The sequence below is a fragment of the Kitasatospora sp. NPDC023385 genome, assembly GCF_055664045.1.
Window position 1 is genome coordinate 259,762 of the sequence record NZ_JBVOOL010000006.1, and the last position, 26,112, is coordinate 285,873.

Annotated in this window: 22 protein-coding genes; 9 read left to right on the forward strand and 13 right to left on the reverse strand. The window is 75.9% G+C overall.

Translation table 11 applies throughout. From position 1 onward, the window contains the following. Positions 1 to 77 precede the first annotated feature (77 nt). The 4 genes from AC0B61_RS12835 to AC0B61_RS12850 form a co-directional block, all read right to left on the reverse strand. A complete protein-coding gene (locus tag AC0B61_RS12835) occupies positions 78 to 554 on the reverse strand; it encodes a hypothetical protein (RefSeq protein ID WP_471740680.1) in 477 nt (158 codons plus the stop codon). Positions 555 to 895: 341 nt separating this feature from the next. Next, complete coding sequence (locus AC0B61_RS12840; protein WP_471740681.1) at positions 896 to 1,312, reverse strand: VOC family protein; 417 nt, start codon at positions 1,310 to 1,312, stop codon at positions 896 to 898. 5 nt (positions 1,313 to 1,317) lie between these two features. Further along, the gene (locus AC0B61_RS12845; RefSeq protein WP_471740762.1) at positions 1,318 to 1,743 is read right to left on the reverse strand and encodes a helix-turn-helix transcriptional regulator; all 426 of its coding nucleotides are present in this window, start codon (positions 1,741 to 1,743) and stop codon (positions 1,318 to 1,320) included. 100 nt (positions 1,744 to 1,843) lie between these two features. Next, positions 1,844 to 3,163, reverse strand: a complete 1,320-nt coding sequence (locus AC0B61_RS12850; RefSeq protein WP_471740682.1) for a cryptochrome/photolyase family protein — start codon at positions 3,161 to 3,163, stop codon at positions 1,844 to 1,846. 349 nt (positions 3,164 to 3,512) lie between these two features. On the opposite strand from AC0B61_RS12850, the gene AC0B61_RS12855 reads away from it, so the two are divergent. From AC0B61_RS12855 to AC0B61_RS12870, 4 genes are all read left to right on the forward strand, one after another. Continuing rightward, entirely contained in the window at positions 3,513 to 3,992 is a 480-nt protein-coding gene (locus AC0B61_RS12855) for an RNA polymerase sigma factor (protein ID WP_471740763.1), read from the forward strand. Then, positions 3,992 to 4,618, forward strand: a complete 627-nt coding sequence (locus tag AC0B61_RS12860) for a PASTA domain-containing protein (RefSeq protein WP_471740683.1) — start codon at positions 3,992 to 3,994, stop codon at positions 4,616 to 4,618. Before AC0B61_RS12855 ends, AC0B61_RS12860 begins: the two co-directional genes overlap by 1 nt. Before the next feature lie 128 nt (positions 4,619 to 4,746). After that, entirely contained in the window at positions 4,747 to 5,379 is a 633-nt protein-coding gene (locus AC0B61_RS12865; RefSeq protein WP_471740764.1) for a carbonic anhydrase, read from the forward strand. A 155-nt stretch (positions 5,380 to 5,534) separates the two neighbouring features. Continuing rightward, complete coding sequence (locus AC0B61_RS12870; protein WP_471740684.1) at positions 5,535 to 6,176, forward strand: flavin reductase family protein; 642 nt, start codon at positions 5,535 to 5,537, stop codon at positions 6,174 to 6,176. A gap of 54 nt (positions 6,177 to 6,230) precedes the next feature. On the opposite strand, the gene AC0B61_RS12875 is transcribed toward AC0B61_RS12870, so the two are convergent. The 5 genes from AC0B61_RS12875 to AC0B61_RS12895 form a co-directional block, all read right to left on the reverse strand. Further along, positions 6,231 to 6,824 carry a hypothetical protein gene (locus AC0B61_RS12875; protein WP_471740685.1) on the reverse strand — a complete coding sequence of 198 codons (594 nt, stop codon included), beginning with the start codon at positions 6,822 to 6,824 and terminating at the stop codon, positions 6,231 to 6,233. 329 nt (positions 6,825 to 7,153) lie between these two features. Continuing rightward, positions 7,154 to 8,527: an FAD-dependent oxidoreductase gene (locus AC0B61_RS12880; RefSeq protein ID WP_471740686.1), complete on the reverse strand. Its 1,374-nt coding sequence runs from the start codon at positions 8,525 to 8,527 to the stop codon at positions 7,154 to 7,156. A gap of 34 nt (positions 8,528 to 8,561) precedes the next feature. Then, complete coding sequence (locus AC0B61_RS12885; protein ID WP_471740687.1) at positions 8,562 to 8,798, reverse strand: DUF4287 domain-containing protein; 237 nt, start codon at positions 8,796 to 8,798, stop codon at positions 8,562 to 8,564. A 111-nt stretch (positions 8,799 to 8,909) separates the two neighbouring features. Further along, positions 8,910 to 12,956, reverse strand: coding sequence for a Pls/PosA family non-ribosomal peptide synthetase (locus AC0B61_RS12890; protein WP_471740688.1), 4,047 nt, complete (start codon positions 12,954 to 12,956; stop codon positions 8,910 to 8,912). 866 nt (positions 12,957 to 13,822) lie between these two features. Then, entirely contained in the window at positions 13,823 to 14,233 is a 411-nt protein-coding gene (locus AC0B61_RS12895) for a PPOX class F420-dependent oxidoreductase (protein ID WP_471740689.1), read from the reverse strand. A 162-nt stretch (positions 14,234 to 14,395) separates the two neighbouring features. Between AC0B61_RS12895 and AC0B61_RS12900 the strand changes: the two genes are divergently transcribed. The 3 genes from AC0B61_RS12900 to AC0B61_RS12910 all read left to right on the forward strand — a co-directional run bounded on the left by AC0B61_RS12900 (position 14,396) and on the right by AC0B61_RS12910 (position 16,230). Then, positions 14,396 to 14,785 (forward strand): nuclear transport factor 2 family protein, encoded by a 390-nt coding sequence (locus AC0B61_RS12900; protein ID WP_471740690.1) that lies wholly within the window; start codon positions 14,396 to 14,398, stop codon positions 14,783 to 14,785. A 22-nt stretch (positions 14,786 to 14,807) separates the two neighbouring features. Further along, a complete protein-coding gene (locus AC0B61_RS12905; RefSeq protein WP_471740691.1) occupies positions 14,808 to 15,254 on the forward strand; it encodes a GNAT family N-acetyltransferase in 447 nt (148 codons plus the stop codon). A gap of 238 nt (positions 15,255 to 15,492) precedes the next feature. Continuing rightward, positions 15,493 to 16,230 carry a hypothetical protein gene (locus AC0B61_RS12910; protein WP_471740692.1) on the forward strand — a complete coding sequence of 246 codons (738 nt, stop codon included), beginning with the start codon at positions 15,493 to 15,495 and terminating at the stop codon, positions 16,228 to 16,230. A gap of 212 nt (positions 16,231 to 16,442) precedes the next feature. On the opposite strand, the gene AC0B61_RS12915 is transcribed toward AC0B61_RS12910, so the two are convergent. After that, on the reverse strand, positions 16,443 to 17,039 hold the full coding sequence (locus AC0B61_RS12915; RefSeq protein ID WP_471740693.1) for a putative glycolipid-binding domain-containing protein: 597 nt from the start codon (positions 17,037 to 17,039) through the stop codon (positions 16,443 to 16,445). Positions 17,040 to 17,180: 141 nt separating this feature from the next. Between AC0B61_RS12915 and AC0B61_RS12920 the strand changes: the two genes are divergently transcribed. Both AC0B61_RS12920 and AC0B61_RS12925 read left to right on the forward strand, forming a co-directional pair. Then, positions 17,181 to 18,134, forward strand: a complete 954-nt coding sequence (locus AC0B61_RS12920) for a DUF4331 family protein (RefSeq protein WP_471740694.1) — start codon at positions 17,181 to 17,183, stop codon at positions 18,132 to 18,134. Between the two features lie 143 nt (positions 18,135 to 18,277). Next, a complete protein-coding gene (locus AC0B61_RS12925) occupies positions 18,278 to 19,519 on the forward strand; it encodes a MinD/ParA family ATP-binding protein (protein WP_471740695.1) in 1,242 nt (413 codons plus the stop codon). A gap of 35 nt (positions 19,520 to 19,554) precedes the next feature. On the opposite strand, the gene AC0B61_RS12930 is transcribed toward AC0B61_RS12925, so the two are convergent. From AC0B61_RS12930 to AC0B61_RS12940, 3 genes are all read right to left on the reverse strand, one after another. Beyond that, positions 19,555 to 20,997, reverse strand: a complete 1,443-nt coding sequence (locus AC0B61_RS12930) for a S8 family serine peptidase (RefSeq protein WP_471740696.1) — start codon at positions 20,995 to 20,997, stop codon at positions 19,555 to 19,557. Continuing rightward, on the reverse strand, positions 20,994 to 24,437 hold the full coding sequence (locus tag AC0B61_RS12935) for a right-handed parallel beta-helix repeat-containing protein (protein WP_471740697.1): 3,444 nt from the start codon (positions 24,435 to 24,437) through the stop codon (positions 20,994 to 20,996). The genes AC0B61_RS12930 and AC0B61_RS12935 overlap by 4 nt, the downstream gene beginning before the upstream one ends. Before the next feature lie 109 nt (positions 24,438 to 24,546). Then, positions 24,547 to 25,905 (reverse strand): hypothetical protein, encoded by a 1,359-nt coding sequence (locus AC0B61_RS12940; protein WP_471740698.1) that lies wholly within the window; start codon positions 25,903 to 25,905, stop codon positions 24,547 to 24,549. Positions 25,906 to 26,112: the final 207 nt, after the last annotated feature.

Here is a 26,112-nt window from a genome sequence, read left to right on the forward strand (position 1 = left end):
AGGATGGTGCGCCGGCTCAAGGCCAGAGCGCCACTCAGAATCGCTTCACCACCAGGCTGAAGCCCGATGCACTGCGACTAGTTCCGGTAGCGGGCGATGTCCGAGGCCCGCGGGTACGCCTCCTGCTCTCCGGTCGTGGCGTTGGCGTAGATCTGCCGCACCCGCTCGTCGAGCGCGTCCTCGATGTACTGGAACTTCAGCTCTCCCGTCAGCCGGACGCGCAGGGTGTCAGCGGCGCGCCAGGTGCTGTCCGGTCGGTCCACAGGGTGATGGTTCAGTCGGAATTGCGGGCCTTCGCCGCCCAGTTGACGATCTCGTCGAGGTGCGGCCCGGCTGATCGGCTTGCTGATCCAGATGAAGTGGACCTCGGGCGGGATCCGGGGGCGGTCGTCGGGACGGTCGCCCGCGACCTCGATCCGCAGGGCGTCGAGGTGGGCGGGCGCGGGATCGATCGCCTCCAGCCGCCGGATGAGCAGGTCCACCGCCTCGTGGTTGCCCTTCGCGAGCGAGGTCAGGGCGTAGTCGAAGACCTCTTCCTCCTGGTCGGAGTCCAACGGCTGCCGCCCCGCGGCGGCCGTGGGGCCCCGGTGACGTGTTCGCGCATCGCGTGGTTCTCCTCGGTTCCCGTCCGCTCCGCCGGCGGCGACGCGCCGACTTCCTGCGGGCAGTAGACCAAGTCCGCCCACGAGCCACCAGGGCCCCACGGCCGCCGCGGGGGCAAGATCACCTGCCCGTCCGGGACCGTCCGGGACCGTCTGGGCCTGGCCGGCCCTGGAACGCGTTCGCCGGGCGGCAGCCTCGCCTACCAGGGGTGTTGGCGCGCTGACGAGACGTTCGATCAACGCCGGTGTCGGCGGGAGGTGGGGCCGTACCCCCGACGGGCTGCTTCGGCGGGTTACTTCGTGCGGGGCTGGTTGAAGCGGAGCATGTTGCCCGACGGGTCGCGGAAGGCGCAGTCGCGGACGCCGTAGGGCTGGTCCATGGGTTCCTGGAGGACTTCGGCGCCGGCGGCGCGGATGCGTTCGAAGGTGGCGTCGCAGTCGTCGGTGCGGAAGATGACGCCGCGCAGCAGGCCCTTGGCGAGGAGTTCGGCGGCGGCCCGGCGGTCGTCCTCGGAGGCGTGCGGGTCGGCCAGCGGGGGTTCGAGGACGATCTCGACGTCGGGCTGGTCGGGCGAGCCGACGGTGACCCAGCGCATGCCTTCGAAGCCGACGTCGTTGCGTACTTCGAAGCCGAGGACGTCGCGGTAGAAGGCGAGGGCCCTGTCGTGGTCGTCGACGGCGATGAAGCACTGGGCGAGTTCGATGCTCATGGCGGTCACGCTACGGGAGAGGGTCCGTCCTTCGCTTCCGTACGGCGCACCGGGCGGGTGTGGATCTTGGCGATGCAGGCGGGGATCGCGGCGCCGTCCTGGTGGTCGCGGGCGCGGTAGGCGCTGGGGCTCTCGCCGACGAGTTCGGTGAAGCGGGTGCTGAAGGAGCCCAGTGACGTACAGCCGACCGCCATGCACACGTCGGTGACGCTCAGGTCCCCGCGCCGCAGCAGGGCCTTGGCCCGTTCGATCCGGCGGGTCATGAGGTAGCTGTACGGGGTCTCGCCGTAGGCGGCGCGGAAGCTGCGCGAGAAGTGGCCGGGCGACATCAGGGCGGTGCGGGCGAGCGCGGGTACGTCGAGGGGCTGGTCGTAGTCGCGGTCCATCCGGTCGCGGGCCCGGCGCAGTCGGGCGAGGTCGGCCAGGGGCACGCGGGGTGCGCGGGGTTCACCGGGTGCGCGGGGTGCGCGGGGCTCGGGGGAGGACACACCAGCCACCGTACCGACCGCCGGTGACAGGCGTCAGTCGGCGTCAGCCGGTGTCGGCGGTGCGGGCCGTGAGGGCGTCCGGGGCGATCAGGGGCGGCGGGTAGTCGAGGGATTCGTCCAGGGTCCAGGGGCGGTGGACGGCGCGGCCGGGGAGGTGGGCGAGTTCGGGCAGCCAGCGGCGGACGTAGGCGCCGTCGGGGTCGTGGCGTTCCGCCTGGCGCAGGGGGTTGAGGACGCGGTTGGGGCGGGTGTCGTTGCCGGTGCCGGCGATCCACTGCCAGTTGAGCTGGTTGTTGGCGAGGTCGCCGTCGACGAGCAGGGAGAGGAAGTGGGCGGCGCCCGGGCGCCAGTCGTGGCGCAGGGTCTTGGTGAGGAAGGAGGCGGTGAGCAGGCGGGCGCGGTTGTGCATCCAGCCCTCGTGGGCGAGCTGGCGCATGCCCGCGTCGACGATCGGGTAGCCGGTGCGGCCCTCGCGCCAGGCCTGCAGTTCCTGGTCGTCGTCGTGGCGGCGGGTGCCGCGGGGCCGGTAGTCGGCGTGGGCGGCGTCGGGGCGGGCGGCCAGGACCTGGTGGTGGAAGTCGCGCCAGGCGAGTTGGCGGACGAGGGCGTCGGCGCCGGGCCCGCCGTGGTCGGCGGCGTGGTGGGCGAGTTCGGTGGCGGACAGGCAGCCGAAGTGCAGGTAGGGCGAGAGGCGGGAGGTGGCGTCGGCGCCGAGGTCGTCGTGCCGGCGGTCGTAGTCGTCCGGTTCCCAGGCGCGCAGGCGGCGCCGGGCGGCGCGTTCGCCGCCGGGCGGCAGGGCGGGGGAGGTGGCGGCGGGGGCGGCGGGCAGCGGGTCGCTGTGCGGGGCGTCGGGGGTGGTGAGGATGCGCGGGGCGGGCAGCAGGGGGCGGCGCGGGGCCTGCTGCCAGACGCGCAGGTACGGGGTGAAGACCGCGTAGTGGTCGCGGCCGGCCGGGGTGAGGGCGCCGGCGGGGACGACGGTGAGGCCGTCGTGCAGGTGCAGCCGGTCCCCCAGGGCGCGGCGCAGTGCGGTTTCGCGGCGGGTGGCGAAGGCGGAGACGCCGGCGGCGGTGTGGACGGCGCGGGCGTCGCATTCGGCGGCGAGGCGGGCGGTCTGTTCGGCGGGGTCGCCGTGGCGCAGGACCAGCCGGGAGCCGGCGGCGCGCAGGGCCCGGTCGAGGTCGGCGAGGCTGTCGGCGAGGAAGGCGCGCCGGTTGGGTGCGGCGAAGCCGGCCCTCTCGACGGCGGGGTCGAGGACGAACAGCGGGACGACCTGGTCGGCGCCGGTGCGGGCGGCGTGCAGGGCGGGGTTGTCGTGCAGGCGCAGGTCCTGGGTGAACAGGACGACGGCGGCGGTACTCATGGGGGCCTCGTACGGTGCGGCGGTGCGGCTCTGGCGGTGCGGCGGGGCGGCGGCGGCTCGGGCGGCTCAGGCGGCTCGGTCGCCCCGGGTGCCCAGCCCGTGGGAAAGCACCTGGAAGCCTTTCACACCGGCGCTGCGGGGCCCCGGAAGGACGGCCGGGTTTTGCGCGCCCGGTGTGAGGCGCGTCACTTCCGCGGCGGCGGTGCAGCGGGACGGCGGCCGGGGCCGTCATGGGGGCGCAAGGACAGCGGCGGGAAGAACGAGAAGAGAGTGAGGGCGGCGGGTGAGGCTGCGCAGGGCCAGTCCCGGGATCGACTTCGTCGAGTTCGTACAGCAGCGGTCGGGCGCGTTGTTCCGCACGGCGTACGTGCTCACCGGGGACGCGCACGCCGCGGAGGACCTGGTGCAGGAGGCCCTGGAGCGGGCCTGCCGCCACTGGCGGCGGGTGGCGGCCGCGGAGGTGCCGGAGGCGTACGTGCGCCGGATCCTGGTGAACCTGGCGAACGACCGCTGGCGGCGGCTGGACCGCCCCGGTGAGCGGCCGGCGCCGGCGCCGGGCGCGGAGCGCCCCGACCCGCGCGACGCCTACCGGTCGGTGGACCTGCGCGAGGAGCTGGTGGCCGCGCTGCACACGCTGCCGATGGGGATGCGCACCGTGGTCGTCCTGTACTACCTCCACGACCTGGGGGGCCAGGAGATCGCGCAGACGCTCGACGTCTCCCCCGGCACGGTGCGCTCGCAACTCGCCCGCGGCCTCGCGAAGTTGCGGGCCGCGCTGCCCCGGCAGGACGTCCCGTCCGCGCCGTCGACCTCGTGTGAAGGTGCGTGATGACCCGCTTCCCGCCCCACGGCCCCGACCCCGACTTCGCCCCTGACCCCGTCTTCGAGAAGGAGCTCCTCTCCGCCATGACCGCTTTCGCCGACAGCGCCCCCGCCCCCGTGATCGACGCCGCCGGGATCCGGCGCTCGACGCGCCGCCGCACCGTGCTCACCGGGGCCGCGGCGGTGGCGGCCGTGGCCGTCATCGGGGTGGGCGCGGCCCTGCTCGTGCCCGGCCCGGCGGGCGGCGGGCAGAGCCCCGCGGGGCCCGTACCGGCCGTCCAGTCCGCCCCCGCCCCTGCCCCCGCCTCCGCGGGGCCCTCGGTGTCCGCGGACCCCTCGGGCTCCGGCTCGGCGCCCGCCCCGGGGCCGTTGACGGGCTCCGGCGCCCCCTCGCCCGTCGCCCCGAACCCGCCGGGCGGGGCGACGGTGGCCGTGCCTCCGCTCGTCGGCCTGACCCGGGAGGCCGCCACCCGGGTGCTGGAGGCCGCCGGGCTGCGCTACGAGGTCCACGAGTTCACCGACTGGAAGGTGCCGGCCGGGTCGGTCATCAACTCCGAGCCGCAGGCCGGGGCCACCGTGGCGGCGAACGGGACGGTCCAGCTGTTCGTCTCCAAGGGCTCCCCCGCCCACTGAACCGCCCGCCGATCCCACCACCGGCCCGTCCGCCCGGCCCCGCAGCCGGCCGGGTGGGGCCCCGGCTGCGGGGCCCACCTGGGGCGATCTAGGGTGCTGGCATGATCCCCACATCGATATCCGGACCCATGCCGGCCGCCGACCCCGACCCGAGGACCGACCCCGGCCAGGCGCTGCGGGTGCTGATGGAGGGCAACGCCCGGTTCGTCGCGGGCAGCCCCGAGCACCCCAACCAGGACGCCGGCCGCCGGGCCGCGCTCGCCCCGGCGCAGCGGCCCTTCGCGGTGCTGTTCGGCTGTTCGGACTCCCGGCTGGCCGCCGAGATCATCTTCGACCAGGGCCTGGGCGACCTGTTCGTGGTGCGCACCGCCGGGCACGTCACCGGCGCGGAGACGCTGGGCAGCATCGAGTACGGGGTGAGCGTGCTGGAGTGCCCGCTGGTGGTGGTGCTGGGGCACGACTCCTGCGGCGCGGTCGCGGCGGCGCTGGACTCCCTGGAGCAGGGGCAGCTGCCGGGCGGCCTGGTGCGGGACGTGGTGGAGCGGGTGACCCCGAGCGTGCTGGCCGCGCGGGCGGCGGGCATCGAGGACCCCGACGCGATCGTGGACGAGCACATCCGCCAGAGCGTGGACCTGCTGGTGGAGCGGTCGCAGGCGCTCGCGGCCAAGGTCGCCGAGGGAACGGTGGCCGTGGTGGGCCTGTCCTACCGGCTGCGCGACGGCCGGGCGCGCCAGGTCGCCGCCCGGGGGCCGGTGGGCTGACGGCCCGGCGCCGGCTCCCCGGGCGGGAGGCCGCTCCGGGCGACCGCCCGGGGAGCCGCGCGAACTGGACGTCCGATCACCGCCAGCGCCCCCGGGCGGGCGGGGGCAGAGTCGGTGGCCGACAGCGGTTCGCTCTACCCAAGGACGGCAATCCCGTGCACAAGGTCACCGACCTCAAGGTCCTGTACTTCGGCACCCCGGTGGTGCTGATCGGCTCGCGCAACGAGGACGGCAGTGCCAACCTCGCGCCGATGTCCTCGGCGTGGTGGCTGGGGCAGTCCTGCGTGCTGGGCCTGGGCAACAGTGCCCAGACCGCCGTCAACCTGCGGCGCGAGGGCGAGTGCGTGCTCAACCTGCCGTCCTCGGCGCAGGTGGACGCCGTGGACGCCCTCGCGCTGCTGACCGCCAACCCGCGCATCGCCGACCACAAGCGCGAGCAGGGCTACCGGCACGAGCGGCGCAAGTTCGCGGCGGCCGGGATGACGGAGCTGGCCGGCGAGCTGGTGCGGGCGCCGCGCGCCGCCGAGTGCCCGGTGCAGCTGGAGTGCCGCCTGGAGGCGGCGACGCCGCTGGCGGGCAACGACCACTGCACCGCCTTCGAGGTGACGGTGGTGCGCGCCCACGTCGAGGAGCGCCTGATCGTGCCCGGCAGCGACCACTACGTGGACCCGCTCGGCTGGGATCCGCTGATCATGAAGTTCTGCGAGTTCTTCGGCGAGGGGCAGCGGCTGTCCCCCTCCCGCCTCGCGGAGGGCTGGCGGATGCCCGGGCGCCTGCCCGCCGCTGCCGCCGTGTGACGGCGGCTCGGACGGCTCGACGGTCCCGGGCCCCCCGACCCACCGCCCGGCCGCTCACGGCGCGATGGTCGCCCCGCAGGAGTCGCACACCCGCGTCGCCGGCAGTTCCAGGAAGCAGGTCGGACAGATCGCCGGCGGGCGCGGCACCGCGGTGACGACCGCCTTGCGCTCCACCGACGCCCGCAGGCGCGGGGCCAGGGCGGGTGTGCCGCCGTCGGCGGGCAGGTCGGCGCCGAAGTGCCGGTAGCAGGCCAGGCGGGCGGCGGCGGCGTGCTGCTCGCGGTCCATCTCCTCGGCCACCGGCGGCTGTCCGGCCACCGCCAGCACCTCCTGGTAGCCGACGCCGACCTTGCCGTCCGCCGCGTGCACCACCAGCGCCGTCAGCGGCGGGTCTCCGCGCCGGTGGGCCTCCAGGATCACCAGGGACAGCACCTTGCCGATCCAGTGCCGCTGGTTGACCCGGGTGCGTACCCCGGAGGCCTCCTGCACCGCCTCGGCCAGGTCCGCGTAGGTGATCACCCCGTGGTAGCGGCGTGCCACCTCCACCAGGGCCGGGTAGGCCGCTCTGGTCCACACGATGTGCGCCTGGGTGGCGCCGACGGCCGAACCGTCCGACACCCGCCAGTAGCCGCGCTGCTGCTCTGTCATCCGCCCGCCCCTGTCCGCCTCGTGCGTGCCGTCCCGCACCGCCCCGGCCGTGAAGCGAGGCTACCCCGGGCGGGGGCGGTGCGGCCGGGCGGGGCGAGGGCCGCACGGGCCGGACGAGGGCCGGGCTTGACCTCAAGTCCCGTTGAAGGTGTCGAATGGGCTCCGACCGCAGCCGTACGGGCATCGCGGTCGATGCCCCGCCCGTACGGAACCCGTACCCGGGGGCGGGGTCCGCCGTCTTCCGATCGTGCCGTCGGCGGCCCCGGCCCCCGGTCGCCGCACTCCCCCGAACTCCCCCGAACTTCCCCGACGGGTGCGGGCGCGCGGGCTCAGGCCGGGATGAGGGCGTCCCACTGGTCGCGGGTGGGGCCGTCGTAGCGGGGGGAGAAGTCGGGGCGGGCGGTGAGCCAGGCGGTGAGGTGGCGGTCGACTTCCTCGCTGCCGTAGGCGTCGGCGGCCGGTTGCAGGAGGTGGCGGACCCGGGCTCGGGCTCTCATGACGACGGGGTCCTCGAAGGCGCAGGAGGCCAGGGCGGCGGCTCGCCGGTCGGCCGGTGGGGAGCTTTCGGCGAGGCGTTGTTCGTTGACGCGGTCGGCTGCCACCTGGGCGTCGAACCACGGGCGGAGCTCCTGGGCGGTCCAGGCGTGGTAGCCGGCGGGATCGGCGGCGGTCCGGTCGGCGTGGGTGGCGAGGTGCTGGGCGGTGCGCAGGCCGAGGGCCGCGCCGTGGCCGAGGGTGGGGTTGGTGTGGATGAGGCTGTCGCCGGCGTTGACCAGGCCGGTGACGACGGGTCCGGCGTCGTCGGCGAGGGAGGTCCAGCGGTTGTCGAGGCCGGCCATCGCCAGGACGGCGGACCGTGGTTCGGGGGCCAGGTCGAGCCAGGCGGCGGTGGCGGGGAAGCGGCGGGCGGCGGCCTCGAACACGGCGGGGTCGGTGAGTGCGCCGCGGGTCGGGTCGCCGGTGGACAGGACCAGGTTGACCGCGAAGGTGTCGTTGTCGGAGGGGAAGACGCCGGCGAGCGCGAAGGGTGCGGCGGAGCCGGGCTTCACCCGTCCGGGGTCGCGTGGGCCGTCGGCGCGCAGGCGGTACCAGCGGCACAGGTAGGCGAGTCCGGTGCGGTGGCTGTCGACGACGGGTGGGCGGCAGCCGGCCGCGGTCAGCCAGGCGGGTACGGGTGAGCGGCGGCCGGAGGCGTCGACGACGAGGTCCGCGTGGTGGGTGCCGGTGTCGGTCCGTACGCCGGTGACGCGGGCGGGGCTGCCCGCTTCGAGGACGAGGGCGCGGACCCGGTGGCCCCGGCGTACGTCGACGGTGCGTTCCCGTCGCACGGCCGCGGCCAGGGCGGCTTCGAGCACGATGCGGCGGGTGCGCAGGGTCACGAGTTCCTCGTCTCCGGGCCGGTGCGGCGGGTGTTCGCCGAACCAGTCGAAGTCGTGGTACTCGCGGGCGCCGCGGGCCAGCAGGTCCGCGTGGACGTCGGGGGCCTCGGCGCGCAGGACGGTTCGTACGGGCGCGAGGAAGGAGTGGGGCTGGACGGCCTGGGGGACGCGGGGCCGGTTCCAGTGGAAGAAGTCCCGGTCCGGGTCCGCTCCGGCTTCCCGGGCCTCCTGTTCGAACAGCGTGACCGGGTGGCCCCGCCGTCCGAGCATGAGGGCCGTCCCCAGCCCGCTGATACCTCCGCCGATCACCGCAACCCGCGCCACCGTGCTCCCCTTCGCGTCGTGTTGCGGGGTGAGCCTACTGCTCGGTGATCTTGGGCGGCAGGGCGGGGGCCTGCTTCGTGGTGTGGGCGACGAGGGCGTTGGCGTGGCCGTGGCCGAGGCCGTGTTCGGTCTTGAGCCAGGTGACGAGTTCCATGTGCCGGGTGAGGGGCGAGGCACGGATGAGGTCCTGCCAGTCCTGGATCGGGCGGCCGTACTTCTTCTCGATGGCGGGGAAGTAGGAGGCGGGGCCCTTCGCGGGGGTGGCGGTCATGAGGAGTGGTTCCTCTCGGTGCGGCCGCGGTGCGGCGGAAAGAAGCGGTGCGGTCACGGGGTAGGACCGTGACCGCACCGCCGACTCATCGCCGCCCGGACGTGACCTGCGTCACGCTGCCGCCGCGGTCCGGCGCCGGCCGCGGGCGGCGCGCCGCCCGGCGGGCGGGGTGGGGTCGGCGTCCCACGCGGCGACGGGGTTGCCGAGCCAGCGGGTGGCGCCGGGCACGTTCTCGCCGCGCATGACGAGGGAGGCGGGGCCGACGGTGGTGTCGGCGCCCAGGGTGGAGTTGAGCAGCACGATCGAGTGCGGCCCGGTGGTGGAGCCGGCGCCGAGGTGGACGGGGCCCAGGCGCATGACTCGGTCGTGGAACAGGTGGGTCTGCAGGACGGTGCCGCGGTTGACGCTGGCGCCGGCCCCGACGGTGACCAGGTCGCTCTCGGGCAGCCAGTGGGTCTCGCACCACACGCCGCGTCCGATCCGGGCGCCGAGGCTGCGCAGCCACAGGTTCAGGAAGGGGGTGCCGGTGAGGGTGGAGCCGCCGAAGGGCATGGCGAGTTCCTCGACGAAGGTGTCGTAGAGCTCGTTGCGCCACACGAAGGTGGACCACAGGGGGTGTTCGGCGGCCCGGAAGCGCCCGACGAGGAGCCACTTGGCGGCGGTGGTGACGGCGCAGGCGATGACGGCGGCGCCGATGAGGACGAGTCCGGCGGCCGCCAGGGCGGTGCCCAGCCCGTAGTCGTCGCGCAGGGCCTGCAGGACGGCGAGGACGAGGTCGCCGAGGACGGCGGCCAGGACGATGGGCAGCAGGCGGCAGGCCTCGACGCCGGCGCGGGCCCACATGAGGCGCCGGGGCGGGTCGTAGGTGCGGCCTTCGGTGCCGGTGTCGGCGATGCGGGGCAGGGCGAAGGCGGGGCGGCCCAGCCAGGAGGAGCCTTCGGGGGCGTGGGCGGGGGCGTCGGACAGGACGCCGACGAGGGAGTTGTCGGGCAGGTGGCGGCCGGGGCCGACGATGCCGGAGTTGCCGACGAAGGAGCGGCGCCCGACGTGGGCGGGGCCCAGGCGCAGCCAGCCGCCGCGCAGTTCGTAGGGGGCGATGAGGGTGTCGTCGGCGAGGAAGGCGCCGTCGTCGACGCGCATCAGGCCGGGCAGGGCGAGCACGGTGGAGGCTTCGACGCGCCGGCCGACGCGGGCGCCGAGCAGGCGCAGCCACACGGGGGTGAAGAGGCTGGCGTAGAAGGGGAAGAGGGTGCGCCGGGCGGTGTCGCTGAGGCGGCTGACGGCCCAGGCGCAGAAGGCGACGCGGCCGCCGGCGGGGTGGAAGCCGGGGCGCAGCGGCACGGAGAGCAGGCGGACGAGCAGCGCTATGAGGGCGGCGTGGCAGAGCAGGGTGAGGGCGGCGAGGGGGACGGTGGCGGGCAGGAGTTGGAGGAGGGCGTCGGCGAGGGTGCGGTCGGTGTCGATCATCGGGTAGACGATGAACAGGGCGGGCAGCGCGGAGATGATCGGGACGAGGCCGAGGACGGCGAAGCCGATGCCGTAGGCGAGGTTCCAGGCGCGGTGGGCGGGGGCGGTGGCGGTGGGCCAGTCGGCGAGGGGTTCGGTGGTGGGGCGGGCCGGGGAGCCGTGCCAGTGTTCGCCGGCCGGGACGGTGCCGGTGACGCAGGAGCCGGGGGCGATCTCGGCGCGGGCGCCGATGCGGGCGCCGGGCATGAGGGTGGCGCGGTGGCCGATGCGGGCGCCTTCGCCGATGTCGAGGTGGCCGAGGTGGAGGGTGTCGCCGTCGAGCCACCAGCCGGCGAGGTCGGCTTCGGGTTCGACGGAGCTGCGGGCGCCGAGGCGGGCGAGGCCGGTGACGGGGGGCAGGGTGTGCAGGTGGACGCCGGGGCCGACGCGGCAGCCGAGGGCGCGGGCGTAGCGCACGGCCCAGGGGGTGCCGGCGAGGGCGGCGGTGCCGAACATGGCGGTGTAGCGTTCGGCGGCCCACAGCCGCAGGTGGACGTGGCCGCCGCGGGGGTGGCTGCCGGGGCGGATGCCGGCGGTGAGGGCGCGGGCGCCGGTGGCGGCGAGCAGGGTGCGGCCGGGGGCGCTGTAGAGGAGGGTGAGGCCGGCGGCGACGGGCCACCAGGAGCTGTGGGGGGCCCAGGCGAGGTGGTTGCCGGTGAGGTTGTCGAGGGCGATCAGGACGAGGATCCAGCGCAGTCCGGCGAGGGTGAACATGCCGAGGAGCAGGAGGGTCTGCCACAGGCCGGCGCTGCGCGGGGTGCGGCGGACGGTGCGGCGGGGTGCCGGGGCTCGGGTCGCGGTGCCGGCGGTTCCGGGGGTTCCGGCGGCGGTGCCGGTGCCGGGGGTGGCGGTGTCGGGCTGGGCGGCCGGGGCGAGGCCGTCGAGGTAGGCGGCGAGGTCGGCGAGGACGGGGTGGGCGTACAGGTCGGCGACGGAGACGCCGCTGTGGCGGGTGCGCAGGTCGGAGACGAGGCGGGCGGCGGTGAGGCTGGAGCCGCCGAGGGCGAAGAAGTCGTCGTGGGCGCCGGGGGTGGTGCCGAGCAGGCGTTCCCAGTGCGCGGCGAGCCGGCCGGCGGTGCCGTCCAGGGCCTGGGCGCCGGGCGCACCGGGCGCGGCGGTGGCGGTGGCGGTGGTGGCGAGCGGCCAGGGCAGGGCGCCGCGGTCGACCTTGCCGGAGATGCGGGTGGGCAGCGAGTCGACGAGCGCGAGGACCGGCACCAGGGGGGCGGGCAGGCGTTCCAGGAGCTGTCGGCGGGCGGCGGCGAGGTCGCAGGTGGTGCCGGGCCGGGCGACGAGGTAGCCGACGAGCAGGTCGGCGCCGGCGGGGGCCTTGCGGACGGCGGCGGCCGCGGCGCGGATGCCCGGCAGGGCCTGCAGGGCGGCGTCGATCTCGCCGAGTTCGATGCGGCGGCCGCCGAGTTTGACCTGGTCGTCGGCGCGGCCGACGAAGACCAGGCCCTCGGGGTCGTTGCGCACCAGGTCGCCGCTGCGGTAGACGCGGGTGGAGGCGAGGGCGGGGTGGGCGCCGAACTTCTCGGCGTCCTTGGCGGGGTCGAGGTAGCGGGCGGTGCCGACGCCGGTGATGAGCAGTTCGCCGGTCCCGTACCAGGGCACGGGGTGGCCGGCGGGGTCGACGACGGCGATCTCCCAGCCGTCCAGGGGGGCGCCGATGCGGACGGGCTCGCCGGGCAGCAGGCGGGCCGCGGTGGCGACGACGGTGGTCTCGGTGGGGCCGTAGGTGTTCCAGAACTCGCGGCCGTCGACGGCCAGGCGGTCGACGAGTTCGGCGGGGCAGGCCTCGCCGCCGACGATGATCAGGCGCACGCCGTCCAGGCACTCCTGCGGCCACAGGGCGAGCAGGGTGGGCACGGTGGAGACGGCGGTGATCCGGCGGGCGACGAGCCAGGGGCCGAGGTCGGTGCCGGCCTTGACCAGGGAGCGGGGGGCGGGGACCAGGCAGGCGCCGTGGCGCCAGGCCAGCCACATCTCCTCGCAGGAGGCGTCGAAGGCCACGGACAGGCCGGCCAGGACGCGGTCGCCGGGGCCCAGGGGGCGGCCCCGGAGGAACAGGCGGGCCTCGGCGTCGACGAAGGCGGCCGCCGAGCGGTGGGTGACGGCCACGCCCTTGGGGCGGCCGGTGGTGCCGGAGGTGAAGATGACCCAGGCGTCGTCGGCGGGGGCGGGCCAGGCGGGGCGGCCGCCGGGCTGGGCGGCGGGCCCGGCGTGGAGGCGGCGTTCGGCGCCGATGACGGCGCACACGGCGGCGTCCTGCCAGATCATCTCGGCGCGTTCGTCGGGGTCGTCGGCGTCGACCGGCACGTAGGCGGCGCCGCAGCGCAGCACGGCGAGGACGGCGATGTAGAGGTCGGCGGTGCCGGAGGGGATGCGGACGCCGACCCGGTCGCCGCGGCCGATGCCGTGGCCGGCGAGCTGTCCGGCGAGGGCGTCGACCTCGTGCAGCAGGGCGCGGTAGCCGAGGACGGTGTCACCGGTGTCGAGCGCGGGCGCCTCGGGGTGGGCGTCGGCGGTGGCGGCGATGACGTCGAGCAGGCTGCGGGGGTGGGCGGGCTGGGCCACCGGCCAGCCGGCCGCGGGGCCCGGGTGGGGGCGGTGCAGCGTGCCTGGGCCGGCCGTGTCGTGGCGTGCGTCCATGGGGTGGTTCCTCGGCTCCGGTTTCCTGGGGGGCGCGTCCGCACTGTTACGGTGGGTGGCTCCTGCGTCACCCGGGGGGGACGCGCCCACTCACCATGACTCTGCTGGGAGTCCGCTGGATGCAGCGAAGGTGCGGTCAAAGGAAATTCTCATGATCTGCGCCGAACGGGCCCGATAACGGGATATATCGAATGCCATTTCGGTGTTTTTCGATCGTTTCCGCTGGTGAAGGGTAGTCGCCGGGCATCGGAGCGGCCACCGGGAGCGGGAAGAGTGATGAACGCCATCGAGCGCCCGGCACGCTACCGGCAGGAGAGCGCGGCCACCGACCCGGCACGTGCCGGTCGGATCATCGCCCCGGTCTCGCCGTTCACGCCGTTCACGCCGTCCGCACGGTCGCGTCGAACACTCCCACACCCCCTCACCGGGGGCACTTCCTGTGAGGGACCTGTGGAACCCGGCTCGCGGCAGGGGCTCCCCCGCGCCCCGGGCGGGCACCCCCGGCCGAAACGGGACCGCCCTTGGCCGACACGGGGCGCACGGACCGGACCCGCACGCCGCCCGCCCTGCCGCGGCCGCCCCGGCTGCACCTGCACGGCGGCCGCCCGAACGGCGGAGCGCACGCCCGCCCCGGCCGTCGCCACCGGCGACCCGCGCGCCGGCCGGCCACGACCGCGCCGCCAGGCCCGCCGCGCTTCACCCGAACGGGCCTGAAACACCCGAACACGCCGGTGCCGAACACGCGCCGGCGCCGAACACACCGGCCGAACACGGACGCCGGCGCCGAACAGGCCAGTCCCGGACACGCCGGTGCCACCCGGCAGTCGGCCGGGCGGCACCGGGACGCGCGCGGCGGCCGCCGCGCGTCACCCGACGGTGCGGGCGGCGCTCCCCCGCGCCTCCAGGTTCCAGGTGATGACCCGGCGAGGGTGCACGCGGACGATGTCCCTGCTGAAGCGGTCGGGCGCCACCGGCGGCACGTCGACCGCCAGCACCTCGGCCCGGCCCCTGATCTCGACACCGCGCCCCCAGCCGGGCGCGACCGGGTCGTCGGCCGCCGCCAGGTCGTCCACCAGCACGGAGACGTCCGGACGGGCCTGCGCGTTGCGGTACTTCCGACTGCGGGCCATGTCGGGCCCGCCGATGTCGATGGTGCCGTCGTCGTTGAGCCGGAAACCCACCGGGCGGACCTGCGGACAGCCGTCGGGGCCGATGGTGGCCAGGCGGGCCAGCGGCTTGGCCGCGAGGTACGTGCGCTCTGTCTCGGTGAAGATCATGCCGCCGACCCTAGGAGCTCAAGTCCGCTTGAGGGCAAGGCCGATGGCCCGGTGGGCACGGGAAGTCACCGTCGTTGCGCGCCTACCACACCACCGCGCCGGGTGCGCCGGATACGCGCCAAAGCGGACACCGACCGTGATCAGAATGCTACGTTCCGCCGCATGGATTTCATGAGCGTCGCGAGCGCATTCGTCCAGCACTACTACACGTCCTTCGACGGCGGCGACGCCGCCCGCAAGGGCCTGGCGGGCCTCTACCGCCCGGAGTCGATGCTGACGTGGGAGGGCGCCCAGGCCCAGGGGCAGGCGAACATCGTCGCCACGATCACCAAGCCCGAGCTCGCCGTCGTCAAGCACAGCGTCTCCGCCAGTGACGCCCAGCCCGCGCCGGGTGGCGGCGTCCTGGTCACGGTGACCGGCGCCATCGCCGTCGACAACGCCTTCGACAAGCCCCTGCAATTCGCCGAGACCTTCAACCTGCAGCCGATCCCCGGCCAGCCGGGGGGCTTCTTCATCTACAACCAGGTCTTCCGTCTCCTCCTCGGCGCCTGACACCGGGCCCCGCTCCGGGCCGGTGCCGCGACTGCGGCTGCGGCTGCGTGAACTGGCCGACGGCGACGCCGAGTCGGTGTGCCGCGTCTACAACGGCGGCTCCCCCACGGACCTGTGGTTCGGCCCCATGAGCGGTGCCCAGGCCCTCGCCTACGTCCGCGAGGCGGCGACGACCCCCGCCCTCCTGGTCCGCGGCATCGACGTGGACGGGGACCTGCTGGGCGTCGTCCGCCTCCGGCTCGACGCCGACCGCGGCACCGGGCGGCTCGGTTACCTCGTCCGCGCGGACGCCCGGGGCAACGGCTACGCCACCGCCGCCGTACGGCAGTTCCTCACCGGCGCGCTTCCCCCGCGCGTGCTCGCCGAGCACCGGACGGCCAATCCCGCCTCCGGGCGCGTCCTCGCCCGGGCCGGTTTCGTCCCGACCTGCGCGACCGCCGACTTCGTCCACTACGAACTGCGGCGCTGAGGCGACGCGGCCCCTGGGCACCAGCCGGTACTCCTCGGCGGATCGCGGAGAACGCGGTTCCACGGCAGGTCACACCGCCCGGGGCGTTGCAGTCCGGTGACACGGAATGCTCCATTCCGTCGACTGTTCGCATTAGGTTCGATCGTGCACGCCGCTGCATCAGCCTCGCGGTTCCCGCACGCGAGGGGACGGGCAATGCGCGCGCCCCCACCCGTCCTTGCGCTCAGGAGACCCCCGCATGTCCCTCTCGACGACCCGCCGCGCGTCCACCGTCCGCACGCTGGCCGGCACCGTCCTGGCTGCCGCTCTGATCGTCCCCGCCGCGACCGCCTGCTCCCCCACGTCCGACGCGCACAGCACCACCGCCGCCACCACCCCCGCCGCGCCCGCCGCCACCGCCCCGGCTGCCACCACGCCCAGCACGCCCGCCGCCCCGACCAGCGCGCCCGGTGCGCCCGGTGCCCCCGGTGCGCCGGGCACCGCCGCGCCGGCCGTGCCGCCCAGCGCGCCCGCTTCGCCCCGGGCCACCGCGCCGGCGCCGGCCACCACGGCCAAGGGGAAGCCGTCGGGCCGCAGCCAGCCCCTGGTGGACGGCAGCACGGCCGAGGTGCAGGACCTCGGGAACCAGAACTACCGCGCCAGGATCGTCCACAACGGTGACGTCCTCGCCACGCTGGAGACCCACGACGCCGACGCGGGGCTGGACGGCAACGGCATGTTCGTCGTGCTGTCGCTGGACGGGACGGTCCACTCCTGGATCGGCGGCGGGCACCAGGGGCCGGGCACCTTCAAGCTCGCGGGCGGCTGGACCGCCAAGGTCACCAAGGTCGGCGAACTCCACTACCGCGCGCAGATCCTCGGCAACGAGAACTCCGTGGACGCCACGCTGGACGCCAACCAGCAGGACCAGGGAGCCGTCGCCAACGGCATCTACATCGTGCTCACCGCCGGCGGCGAGATCAGCGCCCACGAGTGACCCGCGCAAACCGGCCGGCGCATCCGGCTTGACCTTGACGCTACGTCAGGGCTGGAAGCTTCCCCCATGACGAACGACAAGGACACCGCCTCCCAGACCCTGCCCGCCGCTCCCCTCGGGGGCTTCCAGGACGTCGACGGCCGCCGCCGTCGCCCACCGGGCCAGGCAGCGCCGCACCGACGGGCCGGGCCGCCACCCCGCCGTTTGAGGCGTCAGGCGATCCGGTGGGCCAGGCCCGGGTAGTCCTCGACGAGGCCGTCGGCGTCCAGCACCAGATCCGCGCGGTAGTCGCCGGACGCGTACCGGACGGTGGCCCGGCCGTCCCCGTGCCGGCGCAGGTGGGTGTAGGTCTGGCGGGAGGCGACGACCGCCAGGTCGGGCACCCGGATCCATGCCATCAGGAAGCTCTGCTCGCCCGGGCCCCGGTGCAGGGCGTGGCGCAGCACCGGCGGGGTGTTGGTGAGCGGGGACAGGCCCAGGTCGCAGTCGAGGGCGCCGGCCAGGTCGGGGCGCGGCTCCCCGTCGACGCTCCAGCGGCCGGTGGCCTCGTCGCGGCGTAGGTCGAGGGTGCGGGTGGCGTCGGGGGTGTGGGCGGTGACGTGCATGCGGCGGGTGGTGAAACGGTCGCCGGTCTCCAGCTGGTAGGTGAGCCAGTACGGCGCGGGATCGGCGGCGGCGACCCGGCCGCGCGCGCTCAGCGTGGCGGGGCCGAGTTCGATCCACGCGGTCTCCAGGCCCGCGCTCTCGCTGACCCGCCAGGTGCGCGTCGCGGTACGGCTCTCTGCCGGGTCCTCGGGGCGGCTGCTCATCCGTGCACGGTACTACCGGCCCCGGCCCCACCGCGTCCCTAGCCCGCGCGGCGCAGCGGGCGGGCTAGGGACGGGTGGGCGTGCTAGCAATGGCCGCAGGCGGGGGCCGTCCGTACGAAGCACTCGAAGCCGGAGATCACGTTGTCGCACCATCTCAGCGGACCGAACCTGCGCTCTCCCGACGGTGACGCGCGGCTGGACCTGACCGACCTGTTCGCCTTCGCCTCGCCGGAGTCGGGCCGGACCGTGCTGATCATGAACGTCAACCCGGTCGCGCCGAGCGGCGGTCAGGCCTTCCACCCGGAGGCGGTGTACCGGATCAACGTGGACACCGACGGCGACAACCGGGCCGACATCGCCTTCAGCTTCACGTTCTCCGAACCGGTGGACGGCGCGCAGACCATGACGGTGCGGCGTGCCACCGCCGAGGGGGCCCGCGGGCACGAGGCCACCGGGGAGCCGCTGGTGTCGGGCGCGCCGGTGAGTTTCACGGGCTCCCCGGCGGTGGTGGAGGCGGGCCCGTACCGGGTGAGCGCGGGGCTGCGCAGCGACCCGTTCTTCGCCGACCTGGACGGCATCGTCCACGGGTTCCAGTGGACGGGGGTGGACTGGGGCGCGGACAAGAACGTGTTCGGGATCGTGCTGGAGGCGCCCGAGGCGGAGTTCGGCGAGGCGCCGCAGATCGGGGTGTGGGCGCGGGTGAGCGTGCGCAAGGACGGCCGGCTGGTGTCGGTGGACCGCGGCGCGCATCCGTCGCTGACGGCGTACTTCAACGAGGAGGACGCCAAGGAGGCGTACAACACGGGCGAGCCCGCCGAGGACTGGCAGCGGTACCGCGAGCCGTGGACGGCCAAGCTGCAGCACTTCGGCGGGTACACCACGGAGGCCGCCGAGGCGCAGCTGCGGATGGTCCTGCCGGACATCCTGCGCTACGACCGCACCCGCCCGGCCGGCTACCCGAACGGGCGCACGCTGACCGACGACGTCACGTCGGCCCGGCTGACGATGCTCACCGACGGCACGGTGTCGACCGACCGGATCGGCCCGCACACCGACCTGCTGCCCGCCTTCCCGTACCTGGGCCACCCGCACTGAGCCACTGAGCGGCGCGGGCTGCCGGTGCGGGAACGCGGGCGCCGGGTTGAACGGAGCCGCCGCCCGTGGCCGTTGAGGCTGGTGGAGGACGGTTGCCGGTGCCCGGGGGGCCGGAGCCGACGCGGGCGACAGGAGGCGGGAACGTGGCGGGCGACCACACGGTCATCGAGCGGGTGCAGCGGCTGGCGGAAGGCCCGGACTGGGACCTCGCCCCCGCCTACGGGCCGGTCCCCCCTCCCCCGGGGCGGCAGGCCTTCCTGGTGCCCGAGGCGGAGTGGCGCCGGCCGCTGGACGCACTGGGGACGGTACTCGTGCCCCCGGAGGCGCGGCCGGCCCCGCCGGGGCTCCCCGTGCAGGCACCGCCCGTGCCCCCGGCCTTCCTCCAGGCCGCGCCCGCTCCGGCCCCCGCCCTCGTACCTGCCCTCCCGGCCCCCGCCCTCGCGCCCGCGCCCGCCCTCCCGGCGCCGGTGGCCGCCCCCGCGCCGGCAAACGCCCAGACGCCCGCGGCCGCCCAGGCGCCCGCCGCCCTCACCGCGCTGCGGGGCCTGCGCGGGCTGGGCCTGGGGCGGGGCGAACGGGACCGGGGGCGCCTGGAAGCCGTCATCCGCACCCCGCTGCACCGCTCCTACCGGATCGCCGTCGTCGGCCTCAAGGGCGGTGTGGGCAAGACCTCCGCGACGCTGGCGCTCGGGTCCGTCCTCGCCGAGACCCGGTCCGACAAGGTCGTCGCCGTCGACGCCAACCCCGACACCGGCACCCTGAGCCGGCGGATCCGCCGCGAGAGCGCGGCGACCGTCCAGGACCTGCTGGCGGCCGAGCCCGCCATCACCGGCTACATGGACATCCGCCGCTTCACCTCGCTGACCCCCAGCGGGCTGGAGGTCCTCGCCAACGATCCGGACCCGGCGGTCGCCAACAGCTTCGGCGGCGACGACTACCGCCGGCTCGTCGACCTGCTCAGCCGGCAGTACCCGATCGTCCTCAGCGACTGCGGCACCGGCCTGCTGCACAGCGCCACCAGTGCCGTGCTCGACCTCGCCGACCAGCTCGTCATCGCGGCCACCACCAGCGTCGACGGCGCGAGCGGCGCCGACACCACCCTGGAGTGGCTGTACGCGAACGGGTACGGGCCGCTGGCGCAGCGCAGCGTGACCCTGATCTCCGCCGTCCGGACCACGGGCCGGATGGTGAAGGCGGACGACCTGGTGCGGCACTTCCAGAGCCGCTGCCGCGCCGCCGTCGTCCTGCCCTTCGACGAACACCTGGCCCTGGGCGCGGCGTTCGACCCCGCGAAGCTGCGCCCCAGGACCCGCCGCGCCTACCGCGAACTCGCCGGCCTGGTCGCCGAGGGCATGGGCCTCGGCCCCGCGGGCGTCGGCTGCTAGGGCCCGCCGCCCGGTACGGCCCGGGCGGCGGCTTTTCAGGCCTGCCAGCGGCCCGGGCGCCAGGCGCGGCGGCGGCCGGCGGTGCAGACCAGGGCGGTGCCGGTGACCAGGATGACGCCGGTGAGGACGGCGGCCGCCGTCAGGACGGCCTGGTGGGCGGCGGGGTCGGGGGGCGGGGGTCGGAGTGCGGCGGCGGCCGGCGCCGGCGGGGAGGGGGGTGGGGTGGCGGGCGCGGCCGGGGCGGCGAGGGCGGCCATCGGGTCGACGGTGCCGTAGCCGAGGCGGGGGTCGGGCAGGTGGGTGCCGGGGTGGTAGGCGGTCGAGGTCAGGCGGTCCTTGAGCTGGGCCGGGCCGAGGTCCGGCCGGTAGCCGAGGACCAGGGCGGCGGTGCCGGCCACCACGGCGGCGGCGAAGCTGGGGCCGGAGCCGGTGAAGTAGCCCTTGGCGCCGGGTCCGACGCTCATCATCGCGTCGCCGGGGGCCACCAGGTCGATGCGCCCGGCCCCGCCGCCACCGCCCGAGGCGACCGAGACCCCCGACCCACCCGACACCGTGGACACCCTGGACACGCCCGAGGCGACCGATCCCGATCCGGAGCCGGAGCCGCCGGAGTCCGAACCGCCGCTGGGCGGAGCGCCGTTCGGGCCCAGGTCGGACACCGTCAGGACCTCGGCGGGGGCCTGGCCGCCGCCCTGGGCGGGCCCGGCGCCACCGCCCCCCTGGTCGGGGCCGGCCGGGGCGACCACCAGGGCGCCCTTGCCGTCGGCGTAGCGGACGGCGCCGGCCAGGTCCTCGTTGCCGGCCTGGACGGGCAGGGCGACCGCGATCACCCGGGCGCCGCCGTCGGCCGCGTCCCGGATGCCCTTGGCCAGCAGGGCCGCGGTGGTGTTCCCGTTGTCGTCGGTGACGGCCACGGCCAGGATCCGCGCCTCGGGGGCGATGCCCGCGAAGCCGGTGCCGTCCTGGTGGCGGGCCGCGATCAGGCCGGCGAGGAAGGTGCCGTGGCCGACGCAGTCGCGGGTGGAGGCGCCGGTGCCGTACTCGCGCGGGCCGGCCGTCAGGCGCTCGCCCAGGACGCCGGCGGCGGGGTCGACTCCGGAGCCGACGACGGCGACGGTCACCCCGGTGCCGCGGCTGAGCTGCCAGGCGGACTCGGGGCGCAGGAAGGTCTGGGCCCACGGCATCCGGTCGGTGTCCTTGTCGGAGGGCTTCACGCAGCCGTCCCCGGCGGCCGTCGCCTTGGTCTGCCCGATCACGGGCAGGGCCCCGGAGTCGGCGCCGCCGGAGGGGCCCGCCCCGGGGCGGGCCTGGCCCGGGGCGGCGGGCGTGCCGGTGGCGGCGGGCGTGCCGGGGCCGGTGGCGGCGCCGGCGGGCGCGGCCGGCGTCAGCAGGACGGCGCAGCACAGCACGGCGGCCACCGCCGGGGCGGGCCCGACCCGCCGGGTCCGCCCGGCGCGGCGGGCGCGGGCGCCCGTCACACGCCGCTCCCCTGGAGCAGCGCGGGGATGTCCTGGGGCAGCAGCAGGCTCAGTTCCGACACGTCGCCGATGTCGAGCCGGGCCAGGCGCCCGGCCTGGCGGGTCACCATCGCCTCCAGGGTCTGGCGGGCGAAGCGGCCGTTGCCGAAGTTGCGGTCCCGGGGGACGGCCTCGCACAGCTGCGCCAGCGCGGTGAGGGTCTCGGGGGCGCAGACGTACCCGGCTTCCTCGGCCTGCACCCGCACGATGGTGACGAGTTCCTCCGCGCTGTAGTGGTCGAAGGCGATCTGCTGGGTGAACCGGGAGGCCAGGCCGGGGTTGGAGGCGAGGAAGCCCTGCATCTCCTCCTGGTAGCCGGCCACGATCACGACGACTTCGTCGCGGTGGTCCTCCATCAGCTTCATCAGGGTGTCGACGGCCTCCTGGCCGAAGTCGCCGCCGGCGGCGCCGCCGCGCGGGGTGAGGGTGTAGGCCTCGTCGATGAACAGCACGCCGCCGCGGGCGCGTTCGAAGGCGTCGCGGGTGAGCTGGGCGGTGTGGCCGATGTAGCGGCCGACCAGGTCGGCGCGGGCGGTCTCGACGAGCTGGCCGTCCGGCAGGACGCCGAGTTCGGCGAGCAGGGCGCCGTAGAGGCGGGCGACGGTGGTCTTGCCGGTGCCGGGCGGCCCGGCGAAGACCAGGTGGTGGCTGATCTTCGCGGTGGGCAGGCCGGCTTCCTCGCGGCGGCGCACCTGGGTGATCAGGTTGACGAGGTTCTCGACCTGTTCCTTGGCGGCGGCCAGGCCGACCATCGAGCGCAGCCGCTCCAGCAGTTCGCTGCGCCCGTCGGCCTCGCCGGCGGCGCCGCGCCCGTCCGCCCGGGCGGCCTGTTCGCCGAGGTCCTCGGGCAGCAGGAGCGGCAGGTCGGCGTCGGTGACCTCGGCGAGTTCGGCCAGCCGGGACGCCTGGCGGTCCACCATCTCCTCGAACACCTTGCGGGCCGCGCGGCCGTTGCCGAAGTCCGCGCCCTTGGGCATGCGGGTGAAGTGCGCCCCGAGGGCGTCGACGGCGGCGGCGTCCAGTTCGTAGCCGTGGGCGGCGGCGGCCCGTTCGACGATGGTGACCAGTTCCTCCGCCGAGTAGTTGCGGAACTCCACGGTGCGGCTGAACCGGGAGGCCAGGCCGGGGTTGGAGCCGAGGAAGTCGCGCATCTCCTCCGAGTACCCGGCGACGATCACCACCACGTCGTCGCGGTGGTCCTCCATCAGCTTGACCAGGGTGTCGATCGCCTCGCGGCCGAAGTCCGGCCCGGTGCCGCCGGATCCGGAGGACAGCGTGTACGCCTCGTCGATGAACAGCACGCCGCCGAGCGCCGACTGGAAGACCTCGGTGGTCTTGATCGCGGTGCCGCCGACGATGGAGGCCACCAGATCGGCGCGGGCGACCTCGGTGAGGTGGCCGCTGCGCAGGACGCCGAGCTCGGCCAGGATGGCGCCGTAGAGGCGGGCGACGGTGGTCTTGCCGGTGCCGGGCGGCCCGGCGAAGATCAGGTGCCGGCCCATCGGCAGGGCCGGCATGCCGGCCTGTTCGCGGCGCCGGGCCAGCTTGTTGAGGTTGACCAGGGTGGCCACCTGCTCCTTGACGCCCTCCAGGCCGACCAGCGCCTGCAGGGCCGCCTGCGGCCCCTCCGGTTCGGGCGGCGGCGGGGCGGCGGCCGGGTGCGGGGCCGCCCCGGCGCCGTCGGCCCGGCTCTCGGCGTCGAGGCCGGTGTCGTCGGGCGGGCCGGCCGGGCGGGGCGCCGCGGGCCCGTCCTCGGCGCCGGCGCTGGCGCTGCCGTGGCTGTCGGCGCGGCCGTTGTCCCGGCTGGTCAGATCCTGCACGGACAGCCGGCCGCTGGGCCTGGTCTGCCGCAGCCCCGAGCCGCGGTTGCCGGCGACCGTGCACCCGGTGATCCGCACCGGCTCCTCGGAGTCCACGCGCAGCCCGTCGCCGGCGTTGTCGGTCAGTTCGCAGCCGGTCAGCGCGGCCCGGCCGCCCGGCCCCAGCAGCACGCCGTGGCGGCGGTTGCCGTGCACCCGGGCGCGGGCCATGGTCAGTTCGCCGCCGTCCTCGACGAGCACGCCCTCGCCACTCCACTCGGCGATGTCGCAGTCGCGCAGCGAGGCGACGCCGCCGGGGCCGATCTCGACGCCGGTGACCGCGCCCCCCGCCCCGGTGCCGGCGGCCGGGGCGGCGCCGCGCACCGTGGAGCCGCCGACCTGGGTGTTGCCGCCGTCGGCGACCCGCAGGGCGGCCCGCCCGGTGGCGGACAGCACGCAGGACTCCAGCCGCCCGCGTCCCTCCCGCAGCACCTCGACGCCGTGGCCGCGCACCTCGGCGACGTCCAGGCGGCGCAGCAGCGGGTTGGCGCCGTCGCGCACGCTCACCCCGGCGCCGGTGGCGCCGCGCACCTCCAGCCGGTCGAACTCGGCGGCGCTCTCGCCGACCAGTTCCACCCCGGCGCCGGCGCTGTCGCCGACCGCGGTGCGGGTCAGGACGGGGCTGGAGGACTCGTCGACCAGGATCCCGGCCGCCTCGGCGCCGGCCACCTCGCACTCCTGGAACCGGCCCCGGGAGCGTCCGGTGACGTGGATGCCGTGTCCCCGGGTCCGTACCGTGCGGCAGCGCCGCACCAGCGGGTCGGTGCCGTTGGCCAGGACCACGCCGTGGCTGCGGGTGGCGCTGACCGTGCAGTCCTCCAGCAGCACCTCGGCGGCGGAGGAGACGTAGACGCCGATCGACACGTCCCGGACGGTGGTGCGCAGCACCCGGGTGGTGCTGTTCTCCTCCAGGGCGATGCCGGGCTTGTCGGTGGCGGAGATCTCGCAGTCCTCGATCGAGCCGCGGCCCTCGCCGTTGGCGCACACGCCGTTGCCGCGGGCGTCGCGCAGGACGCAGCCGCGCACGACGGGGTTGGCGCGTTCGCCGATCACCACGGCGGAGCTGCCGAGGTGTTCGATGATGCAGTCCTCGATCACGCTGGTGCCGGTCGAGGTCTCGACGATGCCGGCCCCGGCCGGGTTGACGACGCGGCAGCCGCGCATCGCCAGCGAGCCCTGCTGGCGGGTCAGCACGGCCGTCCAGGAGTTGCCCGCCACCTCGCAGTCCTCCAGGGCGGCCTGGCCGCGCGGGACGTCGACGGTGGGCAGTTCCTCGTCCTGCCCCTGGAGCACCAGCCCGGTGAGCTGGACGGCCTCGGCCACCACCTGCACCACCGCGCCGCGCCGGGGGGAGATGCGCACGCTGCCGCGGGCCTCCTCGGCGGTGATGGTCACCATCTTGGTGATCACCAGGTTCTCCTCGTAGCGGCCCGGGCGGACGCTGATCACCGCTCCGCTGCGGGCCGCCTCCAGGGCGGCGCCGATCGTGCGGTAGCCGCCGTCGCGCTGCTCCGCACAGACCGTCAGCACATGGCGGGTCATGGGGCGTTCTCCTCCGTCGTTCGTGGCTGTGGTGCTGGTGGGGCTGCTGTGCGGGGCTGCGGTACGGGGCTGCGGTGCGCGGTGCCCGGCGGGGCGGGCGGGGCCGGGGTCAGCCGGTGCAGTTGGCCCTGACGGCGGAGGCGGCGTGGTGGGCGTAGGTCTTGGTGCCGCCGTTCCAGTCCAGGCCCCGGCTGTGCATCACCACGGCGATCTTGCCGCCGCTGAGCGGGAACGACCCGGCCGAGACCCACTGGCCCCGGCTGGCGACCTGGTTCACCGGGAAGGTCCTGTTCTGCACGGTGTAGTAGGTCGGGGCGCCGCCGACCGCCTTGAGGTCCCCGTTGGGCACGTACACCGACAGCTGGCAGGTGCCGGTGGAGAGCGAGCCGGTGTTGAAGGTCCACACCACCGAGTTGCTCTTGTCGTCGTTCGCGTCGCCGGACATCGGCACCGAGGTGAAGCCGCCGCTGCAGCCGTCGCCGGTGTAGCCGCCGGAGTTCTTGCGCCAGCCTTCCTGGCCGTTGTCGTACCAGCCGATGAGCTGCATGGACGTGGAGCCTCCGCAACCCGGGCCCGCGACGGCGTTGTAGGTGGGCGGCGGGGGCGGCGCCGGCTGGGGGGCCTTGGCCGGGGGCGGGGCGGGCTGCTGGCCCGGCTGGGGCTGCTGGGCGGCGGGCGGCTGCTGGGGCTGCGGCGCGCCGGCGCCCTGACCGCTGCCCTGACCGCCGCCCTGACCGCCGCCCTGGCCCGCCGCGGGCGGCGCCGCCTGGCCGGCCGGAGCGCCGCCGGTGGCGGGGCGTCCCGTGCCCGGCGCGGCGCCCTGGCCGCCACCGGGGGCCGGCACGGCGCCGGGCAGGGCGGCAGCGGCGGCGGCGCCGGCGGCCGCGGGGACGACGCTGCCCTCCCCCGGCGCCGCAGCGCCGGCCGGCTGGACGGGCTGACCGGGCTGACCCGGCTGCAGGGGCTGGTCCCCGGGCGGGTTGCCGGGGGCGTCGGCGCCCGGCACGTAGCCGTCACCGCCGCCGTCCGGCTGCGAGTACCCGGCGGGCGGCGGCCCGTCCGCCCCGTGCGGGCCGGAGCCGTCCCCGCCGAACGCGGAGATGCCCAGCGGAACACCGGCCAGCACCAGGCCCGCGATCACCGCGGCGGCCACCATCGGCTTGGGGATGCGGCGCGCACCGCCCGCCGCCTCGGCCGTGGACTCCTGCCCGGCCGCTTCGGCCCCGGCCACGGCGGTCACCCCGGCGGGCGCCCCGGCGGCCCGGGCGGCGGCCCCGGCGCCCTGGGGCGCCTCGACCTCCGGCGCCGCCCCGGCGGCGCCCACCGCCTCGGGTGCCTGCGCGGCGGCCGCGGCCGCCGCGGGCGGCGTGTTCTCCTTCACCGGCTCGGGTACGGCCCAGGCCACGGCGGGCAGTTGGATGCCCCCGCCCTCCGGCTGACGTTCCCGTCCGCTCCGTTCCTTGCCCACTCAGGCCCCCTGGCCCTCGACGACGACACCGAGAGGAACGGCCCGCCCGGCCTCACCGGTCACCTGACCGATCACGTGACCGATCACGTGATCGACGACATGACGGAACCGTCCCTCAAGTACTCACGGACAGCAGGGCGCTCGGGGTTCAACCGGTCGCCCGCGGAGGCCGGGTTCCGGCCCGCAGCGCGGCGGGCGAGGCGGGCG